The organism is Comamonadaceae bacterium M7527, assembly GCA_021044545.1.
GTDB lineage: Bacteria > Pseudomonadota > Gammaproteobacteria > Burkholderiales > Burkholderiaceae_C > RS62.
Window position 1 is genome coordinate 973,844 of the sequence record CP087990.1, and the last position, 19,195, is coordinate 993,038.

At 57.3% G+C, this 19,195-nt stretch carries 16 protein-coding genes and 1 tRNA gene; 8 read left to right on the forward strand and 9 right to left on the reverse strand.

Annotated features, from left to right (window positions below; translation table 11 throughout):
• Positions 1–2 precede the first annotated feature (2 nt).
• The 4 genes from LN050_04645 to LN050_04660 are packed head-to-tail and all read left to right on the forward strand — an operon-like array spanning position 3 to position 5,673.
• Complete coding sequence (locus tag LN050_04645) at positions 3–3,182, forward strand: efflux RND transporter permease subunit (GenBank protein ID UFS57109.1); 3,180 nt, start codon at positions 3–5, stop codon at positions 3,180–3,182.
• A 50-nt stretch (positions 3,183–3,232) separates the two neighbouring features.
• Entirely contained in the window at positions 3,233–3,925 is a 693-nt protein-coding gene (locus LN050_04650; protein ID UFS57110.1) for a protein-L-isoaspartate O-methyltransferase, read from the forward strand.
• A gap of 31 nt (positions 3,926–3,956) precedes the next feature.
• Positions 3,957–4,298, forward strand: coding sequence for a sulfurtransferase (locus tag LN050_04655; GenBank protein ID UFS57111.1), 342 nt, complete (start codon positions 3,957–3,959; stop codon positions 4,296–4,298).
• Between the two features lie 37 nt (positions 4,299–4,335).
• Positions 4,336–5,673, forward strand: coding sequence for a TolC family outer membrane protein (locus LN050_04660; GenBank protein UFS57112.1), 1,338 nt, complete (start codon positions 4,336–4,338; stop codon positions 5,671–5,673).
• A gap of 31 nt (positions 5,674–5,704) precedes the next feature.
• Here LN050_04660 and LN050_04665 read toward each other — a convergent pair whose 3' ends face one another.
• The 3 genes from LN050_04665 to LN050_04675 all read right to left on the reverse strand — a co-directional run bounded on the left by LN050_04665 (position 5,705) and on the right by LN050_04675 (position 9,543).
• A complete protein-coding gene (locus LN050_04665; GenBank protein UFS57113.1) occupies positions 5,705–7,054 on the reverse strand; it encodes a 3-deoxy-D-manno-octulosonic acid transferase in 1,350 nt (449 codons plus the stop codon).
• Entirely contained in the window at positions 7,054–7,398 is a 345-nt protein-coding gene (locus LN050_04670) for a glycosyltransferase family 4 protein (protein ID UFS57320.1), read from the reverse strand. Before LN050_04670 ends, LN050_04665 begins: the two co-directional genes overlap by 1 nt.
• 747 nt (positions 7,399–8,145) lie before the next feature.
• Entirely contained in the window at positions 8,146–9,543 is a 1,398-nt protein-coding gene (locus LN050_04675; protein ID UFS57114.1) for a phosphomannomutase/phosphoglucomutase, read from the reverse strand.
• Between the two features lie 247 nt (positions 9,544–9,790).
• Here LN050_04675 and LN050_04680 point away from each other — a divergent pair, with 247 nt between their 5' ends.
• From LN050_04680 to LN050_04690, 3 genes are read left to right on the forward strand one after another with little or no spacing between them, the layout of a single operon-like run.
• Positions 9,791–10,234, forward strand: coding sequence for a methylated-DNA--[protein]-cysteine S-methyltransferase (locus LN050_04680; protein UFS57321.1), 444 nt, complete (start codon positions 9,791–9,793; stop codon positions 10,232–10,234).
• A complete protein-coding gene (locus LN050_04685) occupies positions 10,227–11,177 on the forward strand; it encodes a DMT family transporter (protein UFS57115.1) in 951 nt (316 codons plus the stop codon). Before LN050_04680 ends, LN050_04685 begins: the two co-directional genes overlap by 8 nt.
• A gap of 45 nt (positions 11,178–11,222) precedes the next feature.
• The gene (locus tag LN050_04690; GenBank protein ID UFS57116.1) at positions 11,223–12,077 is read left to right on the forward strand and encodes a fumarylacetoacetate hydrolase family protein; all 855 of its coding nucleotides are present in this window, start codon (positions 11,223–11,225) and stop codon (positions 12,075–12,077) included.
• Between the two features lie 191 nt (positions 12,078–12,268).
• Here the strand turns inward: LN050_04690 and LN050_04695 are convergent.
• From LN050_04695 to cysS, 6 genes are all read right to left on the reverse strand, one after another.
• A tRNA-Ser gene (locus tag LN050_04695) sits at positions 12,269–12,361 on the reverse strand.
• Positions 12,362–12,418: 57 nt separating this feature from the next.
• Positions 12,419–13,702, reverse strand: a complete 1,284-nt coding sequence (locus tag LN050_04700; protein ID UFS57117.1) for an aspartate kinase — start codon at positions 13,700–13,702, stop codon at positions 12,419–12,421.
• 97 nt (positions 13,703–13,799) lie between these two features.
• The gene (gene tilS, locus LN050_04705) at positions 13,800–14,795 is read right to left on the reverse strand and encodes a tRNA lysidine(34) synthetase TilS (GenBank protein UFS57118.1); all 996 of its coding nucleotides are present in this window, start codon (positions 14,793–14,795) and stop codon (positions 13,800–13,802) included.
• Between the two features lie 22 nt (positions 14,796–14,817).
• Complete coding sequence (locus tag LN050_04710) at positions 14,818–15,786, reverse strand: acetyl-CoA carboxylase carboxyltransferase subunit alpha (GenBank protein ID UFS57119.1); 969 nt, start codon at positions 15,784–15,786, stop codon at positions 14,818–14,820.
• Positions 15,787–15,857: 71 nt separating this feature from the next.
• Positions 15,858–16,436 (reverse strand): DNA-3-methyladenine glycosylase 2 family protein, encoded by a 579-nt coding sequence (locus LN050_04715; protein ID UFS57322.1) that lies wholly within the window; start codon positions 16,434–16,436, stop codon positions 15,858–15,860.
• A gap of 68 nt (positions 16,437–16,504) precedes the next feature.
• Positions 16,505–17,905 carry a cysteine--tRNA ligase gene (gene cysS, locus LN050_04720; protein ID UFS57120.1) on the reverse strand — a complete coding sequence of 467 codons (1,401 nt, stop codon included), beginning with the start codon at positions 17,903–17,905 and terminating at the stop codon, positions 16,505–16,507.
• Positions 17,906–18,215: 310 nt separating this feature from the next.
• On the opposite strand from cysS, the gene LN050_04725 reads away from it, so the two are divergent.
• Positions 18,216–19,139: a tetratricopeptide repeat protein gene (locus tag LN050_04725; GenBank protein UFS57121.1), complete on the forward strand. Its 924-nt coding sequence runs from the start codon at positions 18,216–18,218 to the stop codon at positions 19,137–19,139.
• The last annotated feature ends 56 nt before the right edge of the window (positions 19,140–19,195 follow it).

The following is a 19,195-nucleotide window of genomic DNA, read 5'->3' on the forward strand; positions in this document are numbered from 1 at the left end:
TCATGTGGTTTACCCAAGTTTCCCTGCGCAACCCCGTATTTGCCACCATGGTCATGTTGGCCTTTGTGGTGCTGGGCGTATTTGGCTACCAACGCCTGCAAATTGACCAATTTCCAAACGTGGATTTTCCGGTGGTGGTGGTATCAACCTCCTACCCTGGTGCCTCGCCAGAAATTGTGGAGACCGATGTCAGCCGCAAGATTGAGGAATCACTCAACACCCTGTCTGGCCTCAATGCCATCACCTCACGCAGTTATCAAGGCTCGTCTGTGGTCATCGCCGAGTTTCAACTCAACGTCGACAGCCGCAAAGCAGCCGAGGACGTACGCGAAAAAATTGCGCAAGTAAAACCCACCTTGCGCGACGAAGTACAAGAACCACGCGTGCTGCGCTTTGACCCATCCAGCCGACCTATTTTCTCGCTCGCCGTCATCAGTGACCCAGCCAACCCACAAGCCCTGGATACCGCACAAACCACCGCTTGGGCAGACCAGGTGCTGCGCAAAAAACTGGAAAACGTGCGCGGTGTGGGCTCTGTGTCACTGGTGGGCAACACGGACAGGGCCATTCAAATTGAACTCAACACCCAAGCCATGCGCGCTTTGGGTGTAGGCGCAGACCAAGTCATTGCAGCCATTCAAAACGACAACCAAGACCTGCCCGTGGGTGTGCTGGCATCACAAGCGCTTGAAACGGTTGTGCAAATCAAAGGGCGTATCAAGCGCCCAGCAGACTTTGCCAACATCATTGTGGCCAGGCGAGCCGGTACCGTTATTCGCCTGGGCCAGCTCGCCACCATTACCGATGGTTTGCAAGCGGTAGAAAGCCTAGCCTTGTACAACGGCCAACGCACTGTGCTGCTGGAAGTACAAAAAGCACAAGACGAAAACACCATACAAATCACCGATGCACTCAAAGCCCAAATTGAGCTGGTGCGCGCCGAGCTGCCACCAGGCCTGAGCCTGGAGCCGATTGGCGATAGCTCAAGGCCTATCAAGGTGTCGGTAGACAACGTCAAGCAAACGCTGATTGAAGGCGCGTTTTTAACAATTGCCATCGTGTTTTTGTTTTTGAACTCATGGCGCTCTACCGTCATCACCGGCCTGACGCTGCCTATTGCGCTGATAGGTACGTTTTTGTTTATGTACCTGTTTGGCTTCACCATCAACATGATCACGCTCATGGCTTTGTCGCTGAGTGTGGGCTTGCTGATTGACGACGCCATTGTGGTGCGAGAGAACATTGTCAGACACGTACAAATGGGCAAAGACCCCTACACCGCAGCCATGGACGGTACGCAGGAAATCGGCCTGGCCGTGCTGGCCACCACGCTGTCTATCGTGGCAGTGTTTGCGCCTATTGGTTTTATGGACGGCATTATTGGCAAGTTCTTCCACCAGTTTGGCATCACCATAGTCGCGGCCGTGCTCATCTCCATGTTTGTGAGCTTTACGCTGGATCCAATGCTCTCCAGCATCTGGCACGACCCCGCCATCGACGACCATGGCAAACCATTTAAGCCAGATACGATGTACAACAAAACGATTGGCCGCGTCACCCACGCCTTTGACATGTGGCAAGACACATTGGTAGAGGGCTACCAGCAAATACTGGGATGGTCGCTACGACACAAGCTGGCCACACTGGGCGTTGCGCTGGCCACCTTTGTAGGCAGCATCGCCATGATGCCGTTGCTGGGCACAGAGTTTGTACCCAAGGCTGACTTCTCGGAAACCCGTCTGAACTTCTACACCCCTGTAGGTTCGTCACTTGAGGCAACCGAGGCCAAAGTGCGCCAGGTCGAAGCGGTGGTGCGCAGCTTCCCCGAAGTGAGCTACACCCTAAGCACCATCAACTCGGGCAGCACGCAGGGCAAGATGTACGCCAGCATGTATGTACGCTTGGTTGACCGCAAAGACCGTACGCTGGGGGTAGACGCCATGTCGGCCACACTGCGCGAGCGCCTGCGCAGCATCAGCGGCATCACAGTCACCCACGTGGGCTTGCTGGACTCTGTTGGCGGCAACAAGCAAATCGAGTTCTCACTGATGGGGCCAGACCTACGCGAACTTGAGCGCTTAAGCCAGCAAGTGCTGGCGCGCATTGAGGGCACCCCTGGTCTGGTGGACCTGGACTCCAGCATCAAACCCAACAAACCCACTATCGACGTGCGCGTCAAACGCGACGCAGCCAGTGACTTGGGCTTGTCAGTAGGACCTGTGGCGCACAGCTTGCGCACACTGATTGCCGGGCAAACAGTCGGCACATGGCGTGCACCTGACGATGAAAACTACGACGTGATCGTGCGCTTGCCAGCTGACCAGCGCACCCACATTGAAGACCTCAAACAACTGCCCTTTGTGGTGGGTACCAACACCGACGGCACACCGCGTATTGTGAGTTTGGACCAGGTGGCTGACGTGCAAGAGGCCACTGGCGCCAACCAGATCAACCGGCGCAACCTCACGCGCGAAGTGTCCATCAATGCCAACGCCTACGCACGCTCAGCCGGCGAAATTTCAGCTGATGTGCGCAAAACCCTCGATGCCATGCAACTGCCACCAGGCTACAGCTACGAATTTGGGGGCTCTACCAAAAACATGGCAGAGTCGTTTGGCTACGCCATATCGGCACTGATGCTGGCCATTGTGTTCATTTACATGATTCTGGCCAGCCAATTCAAGAGCTTCTTGCAGCCACTGGCCCTGATGAGCGCCCTGCCGCTAACGCTTATTGGCGTGGTGCTCACGCTGTTGATGTTCCAGTCCAGCATGTCCATGTTTTCAGTGATTGGCATTGTGATGCTCATGGGCTTGGTCACCAAAAACGCCATTTTGCTGGTGGACTTTGCCATCAGAGCCCGCGCAGGCACGCCTGACATGCCCGCCATGGGCCGCACAGACGCACTGCTAATGGCTGCCAAAGTACGGTTGCGCCCTATTTTGATGACCACACTGGCCATGATTTTTGGCATGGTGCCTTTGGCCTTTGCCCTGTCTGAAGGCGCTGAGCAACGCGCGCCCATGGGCCAGGCCGTTATTGGCGGCGTGATCACCGCCTCACTGCTCACCTTGGTGGTGGTGCCTGTGGTCTATTGCTACATGGACGACCTTGGCGAGTGGTTTAAACGCAAGCTGATGGGTCGCGCCGCAACCACCGATGACAACGTCCGCGCTCAGTAGAATAGAGCAACCCTGTTATCACCAGCAACATAGCCCTCGGAGTGTTATCCATGTCAGCCGTTATCGATATTGAACAAGCCCGCTTCAACATGATTGAGCAGCAAATTCGCCCTTGGAACGTGTTGGACAAAGATGTACTCGCTATCCTGGGCCGCGTGCTGCGTGAACAATTTGTACCAAGCGCGCACAAGGCCCTGGCGTTTAGCGACTTGGAAGTTCCACTCGCACAGCCCAGCCAAGCTGGCTTGTGCATGCTTGCGCCTCGCGTTGAGGCCCGTTTATTGCAAGACCTCCATATCTTGCCCACAGACACCGTACTTGAAATTGGTACAGGCTCTGGCTACATGGCCGCCTTGCTGGCTTACAACGCCAAGCGCGTTATCACCGTTGAAAACAACCAGTCTATGGCGGCCAATGCCCGCGACAACCTAGAGCAAGCCAACGTGCACAACGTCGAGCTGGTGCAAGGCGACGGCTCACAAGTGAGCACCTGGTCGGCCTTTGGTCCCTTTGACGTCATAGTGCTGAGCGGCTCTGTCGCAGCTGTGCCACAAGCTTTTTTACAGCACCTAAAGCCTGGTGGCCGCTTGGCTGCTATTTGCGGACAAGAGCCGGTGATGCAGGCCACACTGGTTGTGCGCGGTGAAGACGGTGCGCAGGCCACCTTTAGCCACACCACACCGTGGGAGACGGTAGCACCTCGGCTGCAAGGATTTGACGAGCCCTCTGGCTTTACCTTCTGAGTCGCCCACCAACACGTTTTAGTGCTCTTACATGATTCAAATTCAACCCAATCAACTCAACGACTGGCTGGCCCAGCTTGACACACAAGCCAAGCCTGTAGTGCTGGATGTGCGCGAGCCGCATGAGTTTGAACTTGCCAGCCCCAACGCCAATGAGGCATTTGAAATTATTCGCATGCCCATGCGTAGCGTGCCAGAAGCTGTACACGCACTAGACAAAGACCGCCCCATCGCCTGCTTATGCCACCACGGCTCACGCAGCATGCAAGTTGCCATGTTTCTGGAAAACATGGGCTATGCCGTTGTTGCCAACATCAGTGGCGGCATAGACGCGTGGTCTACAGAGTTAGACACTTCCGTTCCCCGGTACTAAACACACCACCGTCATTTTGTTGTTCAGGATGCTACCAATGCGCCAATCAATCGCTTCATTCAACACCCGCGCCGTCGCTGTAGCCGTAGGCCTCATAGCGGCAAACTGGTCATTTGGCGCCCACGCACAAAGTTTGCTCAGTATGGTGGAGGCCGCGCGCGCCTACGACGCCGCCTATCTGGCAGACGTGGCAGGTGCGCAGGCAACACGCGCCAGTGCCAAACAAGGCGAGGCGGGCGTACTACCCCAAATTGCATTGCAGGCTCAACAAGCGCGTAACACCGTATACCTGGACACAGCGCCCAATACAAAAGTCACCACAGACCAGGTCGGCATTGTGGCTTCGCAATCCTTGTACTCAGCGACCAATATCGCCAATTTTGGCAAGGCCAGGCAAGGTGAGAAGGCCGCGGATGTACAGTTGCGCGCCGCAGAGCAAGCCCTGCTGGTGCGCGTGGCGCAAGCCTACTTCAACGTGCTGACTGCACAAGATGCACTGGCCAGCGTCAAAGCCTCCAAAAAAGCCGCTGAACAACAACTTGAGGCCGCCAAACGCAATTTCGAAGTGGGCAACACCACCATTACCGACGCACGCGAGGCGCAAGCGCAATTCGACAGCATCGTGGCTCAAGAGATTGCCAGCGCCAACAACCTGCGCGTCTTGGAATTGGCCTTGTCCCAGGTCACAGGTCTGCAAAATCCGCAGCCTTACCGTTTAGAAAACCCACAGCTGCCACCACTGCCAAGCGGTGACATCCAACAATGGGTCAGCACAGCCCAAGACAGCAGCACCGCCGTTACCGCAGCCCAGATTGCACTGACCAATGCTGGCTATGACGTTGACGCGGCCAAAGGCGGCCACCTGCCCACGCTAGACCTAACGCTTGGCTACTACCGAAATGGCACAAGCGCATCACACACCGCCAACAACACCTCGTCTTACAAACCCACCAGCCAGATCGCATTGAAATTCAATATGCCGCTGTATGTGGGCGGGGCGGTATCAAATGGCGTTGACGCAGCCGTAGCCAAAGAAGCGCAAGCGCGCTCAAATCTAGACCAAGCCATGCGCGAGGTCACCAACCAAGTGAAGTCAGCCTATCTCGGCCTTCAGTCCGGCATGAGCCAAACAAAGGCCTTAGAGGCAGCTTTGGCGTCCAGCCAAAGCGCGCTTGACGCCAACAAACTGGGCTACGAAGTGGGTGTGCGCATCAACATTGACGTGCTCAACGCACAGACCAATGTATTCAAAACACAGGCGGCATTGGCCAAGGCGCGCTACGAAGTATTGTTAGGTGGTCTGCAACTGCGACTCGCTGCGGGCACCTTATCAATTGACGATCTGATTGCGCTGAACAAGCTCATGACGCCTTAAATCGTGCCCAGCCCGGCATGGGCCGCAGCCGTTAAAGACTCGGCGCCAACAAGTCAACCGTACGCCTGGCTGCCCCCCTGTGGGTGTGGGTCCAGGCCAGCGCGGCTTGCGCGCGGGCCTCATAGGCAGGCCGCTTTCCGGCTTGCGGCGCTACCAAGGCCAGCGCAGCCGTCAAGCCTTGCGTCATATCACGCACCCGCAGGCAAGCCCCAGCCTCAATGGCTTGCTCAGTGGCCTGCTCGAAGTTAAAGGTGTGCGGGCCCGCAACCACCACGCAACCGCAGGCGGCGGCCTCTATCAAATTTTGCCCACCCAAAGCCTCAAAGCTGCCGCCCAGCAGGGCCACGCGGCTCATGGCGAAATAAAAGGCCATCTCGCCCATAGAGTCACCCAGCCACACCGTAGGCGCCGCACTGGCCTCACGGTTTGCCACGTGTTGCAACTGCTCCCCCCAGGCCGAGCGCAGGCTGACCTGCCAGCCGGCATTTTCCAGCAGCGCATACACCTCGGCCACGCGCTGCGGATGACGTGGCACCAGCAGCCATTGCACCTGGTTGCGCTGCGCTGGGTTCAGCTGGTCTATAGCCTTCAACCACATGACCTCTTCGCCCTCTCGGCTACTGGCCAGCATCACAACCGGTTGGCTTAGTCGCTTAGCAAGCGCTTGACCTGTGTCGACTTGCTGCGCATTGACGGGCATGTCGAACTTCAAGTTACCCACAGTGCCCACTACCGTTGCACCCAAAGCTTTAAAACGCTGTGCGTCCTGCGCCGTTTGTGCCACCACGCCCGCCAAGTGGCGAAACGCCAAACGCGATAAAGTGGCCAAGCGCAGCGCCTTGTCCATAGACCGCTGCGACATACGCGCATTCACCACATACAAAGGCAGGCCGTGGCGCGCACAGAGCACACACAACGTAGGCCATACCTCTGTCTCCATGACCAAGCCTATACGCGGGCGAAAGTGGTTTAAAAAACCGTTGACCGCGCTGGCGCTGTCCCATGGCAACCAGGTTTGTACGTCGCCCTCTTTCAACAGGGCGCGCCCCGCCTCCAGGCCAGTCGCCGTGCCGTGGGTCAGCAGCAGCCTGAGTTGCGGGTAATGCTGGCGCAGTTCATCAACCAGCGCCACGCTGGCGCGCGTTTCACCCAACGACACCGCGTGCACCCACACCCACTGTTGCGCCTTGTCTGGCATGGTGTGGGCACTTGGGTAGTGGCCAAAGCGGGCTGGTACATCAACACCATAGCCGGGCTCCAGCCGCGCGCGTTTGGCCAGCTTCAACGGCAACACCCATTGCAAGGCGCGCACCGCACACTGGTAACCGGCAAATACCAAACGCTCATGCAAGCTAAGCGCTGCAGGGGTATGCATCAACATCAGCCGGCTTGGTCAAACAGTTTCTGATACACGCGGCCAATGCCTGCTGCCTCGTGGGCAAGCGCAAAGTGACTGGCCACGCGCTCGCGTGCGGCCAAGCCCATGGCTTGGGCTTGTGCCACACCGCCGGCCAGCACTTGCTGCACCGCGTGTGACACAGCCGGTGCATCCTCAAGTGGCACCATAAAGCCGTTCACGCCGTCTTGCACCAACATGCTGAACGCGCCCGTGTCCGAGCACACCAAAGCGCAGCCGCAAGCCGCCGCTTCAAAAGGTGTGAGACCAAAAGGCTCGTAACGCGGGCAAGCCACACACACGGTGCAGCGCTGGTACCACTCATGCACCTCACCCGCAGGCACTTCACCCAGCAACACAATGGCTCTGTCAAGCCAGCCGCGTCAATACGCTGACGCAGCTCGGCTTGATAGCTTTGGTGTTGGGGTTGCGCAAGACCTGCAATCACGGCGGTAGCGCCTGGCAACATGGGCAAGGCATCAATCATGGCGTCTACAAAAATATCGCTGCCTTTGTCCGGGCGTACGCGGCCAAAAACACCAATACCGTAGCTACCACCCAAGCCGCTTTGCGCCCAGGCTTGCGCTTTGTCTTGAGGCACTGAAAAGCGCGCCAAATCAATACCGTGGGGCACAACCGCTGTGGTGTTGGGCACAAAAGAGGCCGCCAGCGGCGTGGTGCTGATGACAGCGTCCATTTTAGAAATAAGCCAGCGCGCAAAGCGTCCGTGCAAATGCTGCGCAGCCGATGTAAACACCAACTGAATGGGCAAGCGCAACACATCGCGCGCCCACAGGCCTGCCATCATTTCGTGGTCGCGGCGAACGTGCCAAATGCGAAACGAACGTCCAGCCGGTGGACGCTTTGACAGCCTTATCGCCTGCTTTAGCGTCATACCCTCAATGCCGTTTGACAGCGGCGTGCCGCAATAAGCCATTGCCCACTGTTGCAACTGCAGCGGCACCAAAGCGTTCACAGTGGCCGACACGCCGGTGTAGCGCTTTTTGAGGTTAAAAACAATCACCTCTGGGTCGGCGTGTACAGCCCCCATATTTGTAACGCTATTCGCACTCATATCAATGCGCCGCCTGTTGCACGGCAGCACCGGGCATTAAGGTTTGAAGCAAATTCATAAACAACTGTTGAATACGCGCCAGCGCTTGCTCGGTGTGGCCCTCAAAACGCAACACCAACACAGGCGTGGTGTTGGATGCACGTATCAAACCAAAGCCGTCTGGCCAGTCTGCACGCAAGCCGTCAATGGTGCACAAGCTTGCAGCGCTTGCAATACCCTCGGCATCAGCCTGTGCCCGTTGCACCAGTTGCGCCACCAAGGCGTGCGCATCCATTCCTGCGCAGTCCACATTGAGCTCAGGCGTTGACACACTGGCAGGCAAGGCATTGAGCACGGCACTGGGGTCGGCGCTTTGGCTCAAGATTTCCAGCAAGCGGGCAGCCGCATAGGTGCCGTCGTCAAACCCAAACCAGCGCTCTTTAAAAAAGATGTGGCCACTCATCTCGCCGCCCAGTGGGCTGTTGAGTTGCTTCATGTGCGCTTTAACCAATGAGTGACCGGTTTTAAACATCACGGCTTGCCCGCCCGCGGCCTCAATTTCAGGGGCCAAGCGCTGGCTGCACTTGACGTCAAACACAATGGCACCGCCTGGCACGCGTGACAGCACATCGCGCGCAAACAACACCATTTGGCGGTCGGGGTAAATGGTGTTGCCCTCTTTGGTCACCACGCCAAGGCGGTCGCCATCGCCATCAAACGCCAAACCAACTTCAGCGTCGCTGTTTTGTAGCGCTGCCACCAGGTCACGCAGGTTTTCTGGTTTGCTGGGGTCTGGGTGGTGGTTGGGGAAGTTGCCGTCTACCTCACTGAACAACTCCAGCACCTCGCAGCCCAAGCTGCGCAAAATGGCTGGTGCCGAAGCACCCGCAATGCCGTTGCCGCTGTCGACCACCACCTTCATGGGGCGGGCCAGCTTGGCGTCACCCACAATGCGCTCGGTGTAGGCTTTTGTCACGTCTTGCGCGCTGATGTGGCCAGCCTGGGCCGCAGGCGCTACGCCGCTGTTCATGGCTTCACGTAGTGCCGTTATTTGCTCGCCATAAATGGCGGCGCCAGCCAATACCATTTTGAAACCGTTGTAATGTTTGGGGTTGTGGCTGCCCGTGATTTGAATGCCACTGGTGCACAGCGTGTGCGCGGCAAAGTACAACATGGGCGTGGTGGCCATACCTATGTCAATCACGCTCACGCCAGCCGCGGCCAAACCTTTGCACAAGGCCTCAGACAAGGCAGGCCCGCTCAAGCGGCCGTCTCTGCCCACGGCCACTACAGACTCACCTAGCGCCACCGCTTGCGCGCCAAACGCCAAACCCAAGTCGTAGGCAAACGCGGGCGTGAGTTGCTCGGGCACAGTGCCACGAATGTCGTAGGCCTTAAAGCAAGATGGGGAATAAGTCATGGGGCTGGCCAACTGCTGTGGCAGATGTTTATAAAGTTCACATTGTATGAAGTCGACGGCCGGGCGATAACCTGGCGTATCACAACAAAAGCGCACAATAGTGTGCTTGGGACCTTGTCCCAGCGCGCCCTGCCCCTACAACCGAGGCAATCCCATGTTTGAGCAACCACCAGCCACCACCACAAACCTTTTAACCAGCACGCTAGGGCACCAAGCACAAACGGTAATCGCCTCACCCTATGGCCCCATGCTGGCGGCTGTATGCAACGAGGGTTTGTCAGGCTTGTGGTTTGAGCAGCAAAAGCACACCCCAGATTTGAGCCAGGTGCCGCAAGACGACGGGCAGCACAAAGCGCTGTGGCGCGACGTGGCGGCTCAGCTCAACGCCTATGCCTTGGGCGACTTGCAACGCTTTGACTTGCCTCTACACTTGGCCACCGGCTCAGCCTTTGCACAGCGTGTGTGGCAAGCCTTGTTGCAAGTGCCATTTGGCGTCACCACCACCTACGGACAACTCGCGGCGCAGCTTGGCAGTGCCCCGCGTGCTGTAGGCGCAGCTGTTGGGCGCAACCCGATTTCTATCATCGTGCCCTGCCACCGCGTGGTGGGCACCAGTGGGGCGCTGACTGGCTATGCCGGTGGCCTGCACAACAAAACGGCGCTGCTGCGCTTGGAGCACTACTTTGACTGACGACAACGCCACTGCATCAGGCAGGCCAGCCACCACTTGGCTGAACAGGCTCAACCAGCGCCCTTGGTGGGTAGACCTGTTGATGCTCAGCGCGGTGTGGGGCTCGTCGTTTATGTTCACCAAAATCGCAGCACAAGACATTGGTGCACTGCCCACTGCCTTTAGCCGCGTGGCGGTTGCCACCGCCTTCTTGTTGCCTTTGCTGCTGTGGAAGCGTCAAACCAAGGCCATGGGGACGCACTGGAAAAAAGCCATGTTGCTGGGTGTTTTCAACTCAGGCATACCATTTGCGGCCTACGCTTACGCCTTGCTCACCATATCCACCAGCACCGGGGCCATAGTGAATGCATCAACGGCTTTGTTTGGTGCGGTCATTGCATGGCTTTGGCTCAAAGACAAACCCAGCCTCAGCCGCACCGTGGGCTTGGCACTGGGCTTTACAGGCGTGAGTTTGCTCGCGCTGCAAAACGCACAGTCAGCACCACCTGGCGATTTGGCAGGGCAACTTGTAGGCATGCTGGTGTGCTTGCTGGCACCGCTGTGCTATGGCCTGTCGGCCAGTTACACCAAGCAATATTTCTCAGGGGTGCCGGCCCTGGTGTCGGCCACCGGCAGCCAAATAGGCGCCACCTTGTTTTTGGCGCCTTTTGCGCTGTACTTTTGGCCAGACCACGGCATGAACCCTGGCACTGTTGCATCACTACTCATTATTGGCGTGGTGTGCACAGGCATGGCCTACATCTTGTTCTTCCGCATCATAGAGCTGGCAGGTGCCAGCAAAGCCCTCACCGTCACCTATGCAGTCCCCGTGTTTGCCGTGTTTTACGGTGTGACCTTTTTGGGCGAATCGCTCACCATACCCATGCTGCTGTGCGCGGCTGTCATTTTGGTGGGTATCAGCCTGTCCAGTGGCTTGCTGCGCCTACCTGGCACCAAGGCCTAGAGCCATAGCCGCAACACGTTTTAAACCCCATCAACAAACGCCGCCATGAAATTTTTAGCCTTCCAAAATCCATCGCAACAAACCGGCTTGGCCATTGAAACAGCCAGCGGCTTCAAAGGCCTTCTGGACAACCACGCCCACTACCCCGGCATCTTGCAACATCTTATTGAGCAAGGCTCTGACGCGCTCAACGCCGCAGCCCAAACACTGGCCAACGGCAACGTCATTGACGAGGCCAGCATCACCTACTTGCCACCCGTGCCAGCACCCGAAAAAATTATTTGTGTGGGCCTCAACTACCGCGACCACGCAGCCGAGACTGGCTTTGAGCCACCCACCTTCCCAACGCTTTTTGCGCGCTACAACTCCACACTCATAGGTCACCAAGCCAACATCATCAAGCCCGCCCTGTCAGACCAGCTGGACTTTGAAGGCGAGCTGGTAGCCATCATTGGCACTGGCGGCAAAGACATCACCGAGGCCAACGCCTTACAGCACGTGGCCGGCTACTCCATATTTAATGACGCCTCCATTCGCGACTACCAATTCAAGTCACCCCAATGGACAGCTGGCAAAAACTTTGACGCCACAGGCGCATTTGGCCCCTACTTCGTGACCGCCGATGCGCTGCCGCCTGGCTGCGTAGGCATCAACCTCACCACTCACCTCAATGGCAAAGTCGTACAAAGCGGCAACACCAATGACTTGATATTCCCAGTTGCACAAATCATTGCCATTTGCAGCAGCTTTATGACGCTTAAAGCAGGCGACGTCATCGTCACCGGCACACCCGCAGGCGTGGGCATAGGCCGCAAGCCACCACTGTTTATGAAAGACGGCGACTTGTGCACCGTAACCGTTGAAGGCATTGGCACACTGTCCAACCCGGTGAAGGCCTAAGCTACTGCTATCTATTCGGCACGGCGTAACATCCACCGCTCACGGGTTTCAGTCAGCAGCAAGCCTGGGTTGAGCTCGCTGCAGGTGCAGTGAGAGCACTTGGCACGCGTAGAGCACACAGCAAAAAGCCTCGCATATGCGAGGCTTTTTGCGCCTGACAACCCAACGGAACGGGTTGGCAGGACTTGTTTTGGCGGAGTGAGAGGGATTCGAACCCTCGATGAGGCTCTACACCCCATACTCCCTTAGCAGGGGAGCACCTTCGGCCACTCGGTCATCGCTCCGGACCTTTATATTATGCCACGACTTCAAGCCTCTTTTGAGGCCTGCCCGGGCAATGTTTACTCTATGGCGTCAGCGTTGGCGTCGTGGTCCAAATCAAACACACGATGCAAGGCACGCACGGCCAGCTCCATGTATTTTTCGTCTATCACCACAGACACTTTGATTTCAGAGGTAGAGATCATTTGGATGTTGATGCCCTCTTCGCTCAGGCTGCGAAACATTTTGCTGGCCACGCCTGCGTGGCTGCGCATGCCAATACCCACCACGCTCACTTTACAAATTTTGGCGTCGCCGGTTACCTCTTGCGCGCCCAGCTCGGTAGCCACTTTGTCTTTGAGCAAGTCCATGGCTCTGGCGTAGTCATTGCGGTGCACCGTAAAGCTAAAGTCGGTGCGTCCGTCTGTGCTCAGGTTTTGAATGATCATGTCAACGTCGATGTTGGCCTCGGCCACGCTGCCCAAAATTTTGTAGGCAATGCCCGGTGTGTCTGACACGCCCAGCAAAGAAATTTTGGCTTCGTCGCGGTTGAATGCGATACCTGATACGGCGGCTTGTTCCATAGCGTCGTTGTCCTCAAAAGTAATCAAAGTGCCAGACTTGGCTTCTTCATTGATGTCTATATCCCACGGCGTAAAGCTTGACAGCACACGCATGGGTACCTTGTATTTGCCAGCAAACTCCACCGACCTAATTTGCAGTACCTTGGAGCCCAGGCTTGCCATCTCCAGCATTTCTTCAAAGCTGATGCGAGACAAACGGCGTGCGTCTTGCACCACGCGTGGGTCTGTGGTGTACACACCGTCTACGTCGGTGTAAATCAAGCATTCGTCAGCCTTCATCGCTGCGGCCACCGCTACAGCTGAGGTGTCTGAACCACCGCGCCCAAGCGTGGTGATGTCGTTGCTGGCGTCAACCCCTTGAAAGCCGGTGATGATCACCACTTTGCCTTTGCCCAGCTCGCTGCGCACACGTGTGTCGTCTATGGACTCAATGCGCGCCTTCGTGTGTGTGCTGCTGGTTTTGATGGGCACTTGCCAGCCCGCAAAGCTGATGGCGTCTATGCCTTGTGCCTGCAAGGCAATGGCTAACAAGCCAACAGACACTTGCTCGCCCGTAGAGGCCAGCATGTCCAGCTCACGGTCGTAAGCCAGGCTGGGTTTTGCGGGCGCCAGCTCTTTGGCCAGCCCCAGCAAGCGGTTGGTCTCACCACTCATGGCTGAGGGCACCACAATCATTTGGTGGCCAGCGCGATGCCATTTGGCAACGCGCTTTGCAACGTTGCTGATGCGCTCGGTAGACCCCATAGAGGTCCCACCGTACTTGTGAACAATTAAAGCCATAGGTTGGTTGGCGCACAAAACAATGCGCCCATGCGGGTTGGTAAACGATTTGTAGCCAGTGCTGCGCTTGCAAATGCCTGCGGCGGTTTGGCAAACCCTAGATTATAGGAGGCGCATACGCCAATACATCACCCACACGGCGCACATGACCAGCGCCCACCTTTAAATGAATGCTGTGACCACGTGTGGTGCACGCCTTTACTTGAGACACCAGTTGGTGCAGCTGCTGCACCGTACTGGGTGTGGCCCCTGGCGTTTGTGCCAGCCAGTAGCGCAGCACATTGATACCTGCGGCCTCGCTGCGTGCCAGCAAGGTTTGCAGCGCTTTTATGCTGGGGGGCAAGCCCGTGAGTTGTGCGTCTTGCTGAGCCTGCGCTTGCAATGCGCTGTGCGCCTGCGCAGCATGTTGCGCACTGCGCAGCGCAGCCTGGGCCACACCGGGCAACGCTTGCTCCAACGCGGGCAACACGTGCGCACGAACGCGGTTGCGCGTCAGTGACATGTCTGCGTTGCTGGGGTCGTTTACAAATGCGTGCTCATTGGCACACAGCCAGTCTCGTATGGCTTGGGCTTGCACACCAAGAATGGGCCTGGCAAAGCGTTGGCCATGGCGCTCAAAGTCACTGGCCATAGCGCTTAAGCCGGGCAAACCGGCGCCACGGCTCAAGGCAATCAGTATGGTTTCAAGCTGGTCTTGAGCGTGCTGGGCCAACAACACCACGGTGCAGCTTTGCGGCTGTTGCGCCAGCTCGGACAACGCTTGGTAGCGGGCTAATCGGGCCTGCTCTTCAAGGCTTTGACCTGTTTGCACCACAACTTGTCGCTGTGCCACACGAATCGCAATGTTGTGCGTGTGGCAAAACGCTTTGGCGTGTGCCTCAAACGCACTGGCCGCATCTTGCAAGCCGTGGTTAACGTGTAGCGCCACCAAACGCTGGCCCAAACAAGCTTTGGCCGCCAGCAGCAAGGCGGTTGAGTCTGCACCGCCGCTGTAGGCCACGCCTAACAGGCCTGAGCTGGGCAGCGTTGCGGCGCTGGCTGCCACCCACTGCGCAAGCGGCGACGCGCAGGGGTTGGCCGCTGTGCTGCTCACGCTACTGGCTGGCTTGCAGTCGTTACGCGGCCGTATCGGTAAAACGACCGTAGCTGTTGAGGCGCTCGTAGCGACGCTCTACCAACTCCTTGGGCTTGAGGTCTGACACCATGCGCAGCGCATCTGCCAGTGACTTTTTAAGCCCGCCAATCATGGCTGCGTGATCACGGTGGGCGCCGCCCAAAGGCTCGTTGACAATTTTGTCGACCAGGCCCAAACCTTTTAGTCGATGGGCCGTAATGCCCAAGGCCTCGGCGGCCACTTCGGCTTTGTCGCCGGTTTTCCACAAAATGGAGGCACAGCCCTCAGGGCTGATGACGGAGTACACCGCATATTGCAGCATCAACACCTGGTCACCCACAGAAATGGCCAACGCCCCGCCAGAGCCACCCTCTCCGATGATGGTGGAAATAATGGGCACCTCAAGCTGCGCCATTTCAAAGATATTGCGGCCAATGGCTTCACTTTGGCCACGCTCCTCGGCATCAATACCCGGGTAAGCACCTGGCGTGTCAACAAAGGTGAACACCGGAATTTTGAACTTTTCAGCCAGCTTCATGAGGCGCAAGGCCTTGCGGTAACCCTCTGGCTTGGTCATGCCAAAGTTGCGCCTCGTGCGCTCTTTGGTGTCTCGCCCTTTTTGGTGGCCCAGCACCACACATGGCAGGCCGTTAAAGCGCGCCATGCCGCCCACAATGCTTTGGTCGTCTGCAAAGTGACGGTCGCCGTGCAGCTCTACAAAATGCGTAAACACACCGTTGATGTAGTCCAGCGTGTAGGGCCGCTCTGGGTGGCGCGCAATTTTGGTGACCTGCCAAGGCGTGAGGCTGGCGTAAATGTCTTTGGTGAGTTGTTGGCTCTTTTTCGAGATTTGCTCAATCTCTTGCGAAATATCGACTGCCGACTCTGTTTGCACATAGCGCAGCTCGTCTACCTTTTTTTCCAGCTCGGCAATGGGCTGCTCAAAGTCTAGGAAATGTCGTTTGCTCATGGATTTCCCCCTAAAGGAATCAGTTTTGTTTGTGGCTGCCCAGTGGGCCAAGCTTGAGGACCAGTGGCTCTTTAGTAAGTCACAGGCACCGGGTCTAGCGAGCGCCAAATATACCAAGTTGCCACGCTGCTGTAAGGGGACCAGGCCCTTGCCAGGTCTCGCACTTCGCTGCGGCTGACTTTTTCGCCAGAGAAGTAGAGCTTGCTCACACCGTTTAGCAGACCCACGTCGTCCAGGGGCAATACATCGGGGCGCATCAGGTGAAACATTAAAAACATCTCAGCCGTCCAGCGCCCAATGCCACGAATGGCAATCAGCTCGGTGATGATGGCCTCGTCACTCATCTCGCCCCACTGCTTGACGTGCACGCGGCCTTCGTGAAAGTAGGTGGCCAAATCCTTGATGTACTCAACCTTTCGCCCGCTCAGGCCGGCGCCGCGCATGTCGTCAACCGCCAGCTTGAGTACGGCTTGCGGCTTGACAGTCTTCATGAGTGCGGCGAACTTGTCCCACACTGATTGCGCGGCCTTTACAGAGATTTGCTGCCCTACGACGCTGCGCGCCAAGGTTACAAAGGCGTCTCCGCGCGTCTCCAGACTGACATTGGGAAACTGGGGCACCAACCGGCGCATCACGCGGTCTTTTCGCATGATGTGCTCGCACGCCTGCGCCCAGTACTCAGGCTGTGCCAGTGCTGGGGCGCTTGCCAAAGCCTGACTCACGCACGCTCCCACGTGGTGCCTTGCGGGCTGTCTTTCAGCACAATGCCATTGGCCAACAGGTCAGCCCTGATTTTGTCGGCACCAGCAAAGTCTTTCGCAGCTTTGGCCGCAGCGCGCTGGGCAATGAGGGCGTCAATATCCAGCGCTGGGTTGGCTGCTGTCTCGCCACCTTGCAAAAACTCCGTAGGCTCGCTTTGCAGCAAACCCAATACGCCGCCGAGGTCGCGCAACAAGGCCGCCGACTCGGCAGAGCCCGTGCGGTTAACCTCGCCCGCCAGGTCAAACAACACAGCCACGGCGCCTGGCGTTCCAAAGTCGTCGTCCATGGCGGCCTTGAAGGCTTGCGTGTAGTGGTTGGCTGCCCAGTCTATGGCTTGCGCAGGCGTGGCGGCAATGGCCGACAAGTCCACGTTGGCCAACGCCGTGTACAAACGCTTGAGTGCGCCTTTGGCGTCTGCCAAGTGCGCGTCGCTGTAGTTCAGTGGACTGCGGTAGTGGGCTCTGATAATGAAAAAGCGCACCGTCTCGGCATCAAACGATTTGAGCACTTCCCGGATGGTGAAGAAGTTGCCCAAGCTCTTGGACATTTTTTCGTTGTCCACACGCACAAAGCCGTTGTGCATCCACACCTGAGCCATGGTTTTGCCGGTGACGCCCTCGGTTTGAGCAATTTCGTTTTCGTGGTGTGGAAACTGCAAATCAGCGCCGCCGCCGTGAATATCAAACTGCTCGCCCAACAAGGCGCAGCTCATGGCCGAGCACTCAATGTGCCACCCTGGCCTGCCCTGCCCGTAGGAGCTGTCCCACTTTGCATCTGCTGGCTCTTGCGGCTTGGCAGACTTCCACAACACAAAGTCCAGGGGGTCTTGCTTGCCACCAGCCACCGCGACTCGCTCGCCAGCGCGCAGCTCATCTACCGATTTGCCGCTTAATGTGCCGTAGTTGGCAAAACCGCGCACGGCGTAGTTCACGTCGCCGTTGCCAGCTTGGTAAGCCAAGCCTTTGCCTTGCAGGCTTTCAATCATGGTCAACATCTGCGGGATGTAGTCGGTGGCGCGTGGCTCATGCGTGGGCCGCTCAATGCCAAGCGCATCCGCGTCAGCGTGCATTTCGGCAATCATGCGGTTGGTGAGCTGGCTAATGGTTTCACCGTTGTCCAGGGCGCGCTGGATGATTTTGTCGTCAATGTCGGTGATGTTGCGCACATAAGTCACCTCCAAGCCGCTGGCCTTTAGCCAGCGCTGCACCACATCAAACGCCACCATGACGCGGGCGTGGCCCAAATGGCACAGGTCGTACACAGTCATGCCGCACACATACAAGCGCACTTGGCCAGGCGTTAAAGGTGTGAAGGCAACGACGTCGCGCTGCAAGGTGTTGTAGATAGATAGAGTCATAAAGCGGCAAGTGCCAAACGCGAGACAGCCCAGAATTCTAAAGGCCAAGGGCTGGTGAGTGTGCCAGCGCTGGCAACACAAGTGCGAAACACCAGTGCGGACAAGGACTTAGCCCAACAAACAAGGCGCGACTGGCTACAATAGCTCAAGTTTGCAACAGCGCTAGAAAAAAGCGCGCCAGCCTACCCCGACAACTTACCACTGTAGTCAGCCCACTATGACTTTTAGCCATTTGCGCACTGTTTCCGCCCGTTTGTCTGTTATCCAAAGCGCAATCCGTTGCGTTGCGCAATCAAAGCGCCATCTGGCCATGGCAGCCTTGGCAGCAAGCCTTGGCTTTGCAGGCGCCAGCGCTTTAGCGGCTGACAGCTACAACGCCATCAAACAAGCACTGTCCACGGGCGAGCCCGAACGCGCCTTGGCGTTGCTGAAAAAAGCCAAGTCTGAGCACCCCAAAGATGTGCAGCTGATGTTTTTTGAAGGCGTCATCAACGCCCAAATGGGTGACACGCGCGCAGCCATTGCCGTGTTCGAAGGCATGGCTGAGCGATACCCAGAGCTGCCAGAGCCTCATAACAACCTAGGCGTGTTGTACGCCGCCAGGGGCGACCTGGAAAAAGCCAAGTCAGCTTTTGAGCGCGCCATGTTGACCAACCCCTCTTACGCAGCGGCTCATAAAAACATGGCCGATTTGTACGCCGCGATGGCCAAACAAAACTACGGCAAAGCCTTGCAAGTAGACGCCGCCAATACACCCCAATCGCCACAAATGACCCTGCTGGGTAATTTAACGTCTGGGGCCAAAGCCAAAGACGCGGTGCTGGTTGCAACGGCCAAACCCGAGAAAAAGCCAGCGCCCCAAGCTCAGCCCACACCTGATGCCAAGCCCCAGGCCGCACCCCAGGCCACCGCTGAAGCCAAACCCGCTGCACCCGAGCAGCCAAACGCAGACCAACTGGCCAACAACGTTGAAAAAAGCGTCATGGCTTGGGCCAGCGCATGGTCTAAGCGCGATATTGACGGCTACTTGGGGCCTACAGCAACAACTTTGACTCAGGACGCCTGTCTTTGTCTGAGTGGCAGCAACAGCGCAAGGACCGGATACTGCCGCGAAAGCGCATCAGTGTTGACATCAGAAACCTCAAGGTCACTGTCAACAGCGCAAAGGCCACTGCAGACTTTCAACAAGACTACGCGTCAGACACTTTTAACGGCTCCAGCAACAAGCGCCTGACTCTGGCCTTAGAGGGCGGACGTTGGCTCATTGTTAAAGAATCCGTGCGCTAAGAG

Excerpts from the sequence above, each read along its gene's own strand:
- LN050_04645 (UFS57109.1), top strand. The coding sequence starts at position 3 with ATGTGGTTTACCCAAGTTTCCCTGCGCAACCCCGTATTTGCCACCATG.
- LN050_04650 (UFS57110.1), top strand. The coding sequence starts at position 3,233 with ATGTCAGCCGTTATCGATATTGAACAAGCCCGCTTCAACATGATTGAG.
- LN050_04655 (UFS57111.1), top strand. The coding sequence starts at position 3,957 with ATGATTCAAATTCAACCCAATCAACTCAACGACTGGCTGGCCCAGCTT.
- LN050_04660 (UFS57112.1), top strand. The coding sequence starts at position 4,336 with ATGCGCCAATCAATCGCTTCATTCAACACCCGCGCCGTCGCTGTAGCC.
- LN050_04665 (UFS57113.1), bottom strand. The coding sequence starts at position 7,054 with ATGTTGATGCATACCCCTGCAGCGCTTAGCTTGCATGAGCGTTTGGTA.
- LN050_04675 (UFS57114.1), bottom strand. The coding sequence starts at position 9,543 with ATGACTTATTCCCCATCTTGCTTTAAGGCCTACGACATTCGTGGCACT.
- LN050_04680 (UFS57321.1), top strand. The coding sequence starts at position 9,791 with ATGCTGGCGGCTGTATGCAACGAGGGTTTGTCAGGCTTGTGGTTTGAG.
- LN050_04690 (UFS57116.1), top strand. The coding sequence starts at position 11,223 with ATGAAATTTTTAGCCTTCCAAAATCCATCGCAACAAACCGGCTTGGCC.
- LN050_04700 (UFS57117.1), bottom strand. The coding sequence starts at position 13,702 with ATGGCTTTAATTGTTCACAAGTACGGTGGGACCTCTATGGGGTCTACC.
- LN050_04710 (UFS57119.1), bottom strand. The coding sequence starts at position 15,786 with ATGAGCAAACGACATTTCCTAGACTTTGAGCAGCCCATTGCCGAGCTG.
- LN050_04715 (UFS57322.1), bottom strand. The coding sequence starts at position 16,436 with ATGCGAAAAGACCGCGTGATGCGCCGGTTGGTGCCCCAGTTTCCCAAT.
- cysS (UFS57120.1), bottom strand. The coding sequence starts at position 17,905 with ATGACTCTATCTATCTACAACACCTTGCAGCGCGACGTCGTTGCCTTC.
- LN050_04725 (UFS57121.1), top strand. The coding sequence starts at position 18,216 with ATGGCAGCCTTGGCAGCAAGCCTTGGCTTTGCAGGCGCCAGCGCTTTA.